Origin of the sequence: Saccharopolyspora sp. NPDC047091, assembly GCF_040643635.1 — a bacterium.
Classification (GTDB): Bacteria; Actinomycetota; Actinomycetes; order Mycobacteriales; family Pseudonocardiaceae; genus Saccharopolyspora_C.
Genome location: NZ_JBEYUS010000149.1, coordinates 1 through 1,811 on the forward strand (window position 1 = coordinate 1; position 1,811 = coordinate 1,811).

Annotated in this window: 1 protein-coding gene; it reads right to left on the reverse strand. The window is 75.3% G+C overall.

The window, feature by feature from the left end; all coding sequences use genetic code 11:
* Positions 1 to 1,811 (reverse strand): beta-ketoacyl synthase N-terminal-like domain-containing protein (locus tag ABZ805_RS29275; protein ID WP_358447163.1); only part of this gene is annotated, 1,811 nt, incomplete at both ends.

Consider the following 1,811-nt stretch of genomic DNA (forward strand, 5'->3'; position numbering starts at 1 on the left):
GGTCCTGCCCGTAGGTCGCGAGCAGCGCCTGGGCTTCGATCGGGTCGCCGAGCGCGGTTCCGGTGCCGTGCGCCTCCACCGCATCCACGTCCGAAGTGGACAGTCCGGCGGCGGCGAGGGCCTGCCGGATCACGCGTTGCTGCGCGGGCCCGTTCGGCGCGGTGAGCCCGTTCGAGGCCCCGTCCTGGTTCACCGCGCTCCCGCGCAGCACCGCGAGGATCTCGTGCCCGTGGCGTTCCGCGTCGGACTTGCGCTCCAGCACCAGCATCCCGACGCCCTCGGCCCAGCCGACCCCGTCGGCCGCAGCCGAGAACGCCTTGCACCGGCCGTCGGCGGCGAGGCCGCGCTGCCGGGAGAAGTCGATGAAGGTGCCGGGCGTGGACATCACGGTGACGCCCCCGGCCAGCGCCAGCGAGCACTCCCCGCTGCGCAGCGCCTGCGCGGCCCAGTGCATCGCCACCAGCGAGGAGGAGCACGCGGTGTCGACGGTGACGGCCGGCCCTTCGAAGCCGAAGGTGTAGGCGACGCGGCCGGAGGCGACGCTGGGCGCGCTGCCGTTGGCGCGGTGCGCTTCGAATTCGGCGCCGGGCAGCAGCGTGCCGTAGTCGTTGTACATCACCCCGGCGAACACGCCGGTTCCGCTGCCGCGCAACGAGATCGGGTCCAGCCCGGCCCGTTCGAGGGCTTCCCAGGAGGTCTCCAGCAGCAGCCGCTGCTGCGAGTCGGTGGCCAGCGCCTCGCGCGGGCTCATGCCGAACAGGGCCGGGTCGAACTCGGCGGCCTCGTGCAGGAAGCCGCCCGCGCGCACGTGGGTGCGGCCCGGCACGTCCGGGTCCGGGTCGTAGAGCCGGTCGAGGTCCCAGCCGCGGTTCGCGGGGAACCCGGTGATGCCGTCGGCGCCGTCGGACACCAGCCGCCACAGGTCCTCCGGGGAGGACACCCCGCCCGGGTAGCGGCAGGCCATGCCGACGATCACCACCGGATCGTCCACATCGGACTTGACGGGCACGGGGGCGAGCACGTCGGTTTCGGCGCCGAACAGCTCGTCGTGCAGGAACCCCGCGAGCGCCTCCGGGGTGGGGTGGTCGAACACGAGCGTGGCGGGCAGCCGCATCCCGGTGTCGGCGCCGAGCCCGTTGCGCAGCTCCACCGCGGTCAGCGAGTCGAAGCCGAGGTCCTGGAACCGCCTGTTCGCGGGCACCGCGGACGCGCCGGAGTGCCCGAGCACCACGGCGACCCGGCCGCGCACCAGTTCCAGCAGCGCCTCCCGGCGTTCCACTTCGGACATACCGGTGAGCCGGGAGGTGATCCCGCTCGACGCGCCACCCGCCGCGCGGGTGCGACGGCCGGGAGTGCGGATCAGGCCGCGCAGCAACGGCGCGACCTCCCCGCGCGAGCGCAGGCCCGCGAGGTCCAGGCGCACGGTCAGCGGCGCCGGGTCCGCGCCCGCGACGGCCGCGTCGAACAGCGCGAGCCCCTCGGCGACGCCCAGCGGCGGCATCCCGGAGCGGGCCAGCCGCGCCACCTCGCCGTCGCCGAGCGCGCCGGTCATGCCCACGTCCTGGGTCCACGGCCCCCAGGCGGGCGCGGTCGCGGGCAGTCCGGCGGCGCGCCGGTGCCGGGCCAGCGCGTCCAGGAACGCGTTGCCCGCGGCGTAGTTGCCCTGCCCGGCGCTGCCGAACGCGGCCGCCACCGAGGAGAACAGCACGAACGCGTCCAGGTCGCCGGTGAGCTCGTGCAGGTGCCAGGCCGCGTCCACCTTCGCGTTCAGCGGGGTCTGCCAGGGCGAGCTGTGCCAGGTCCGCCATGAC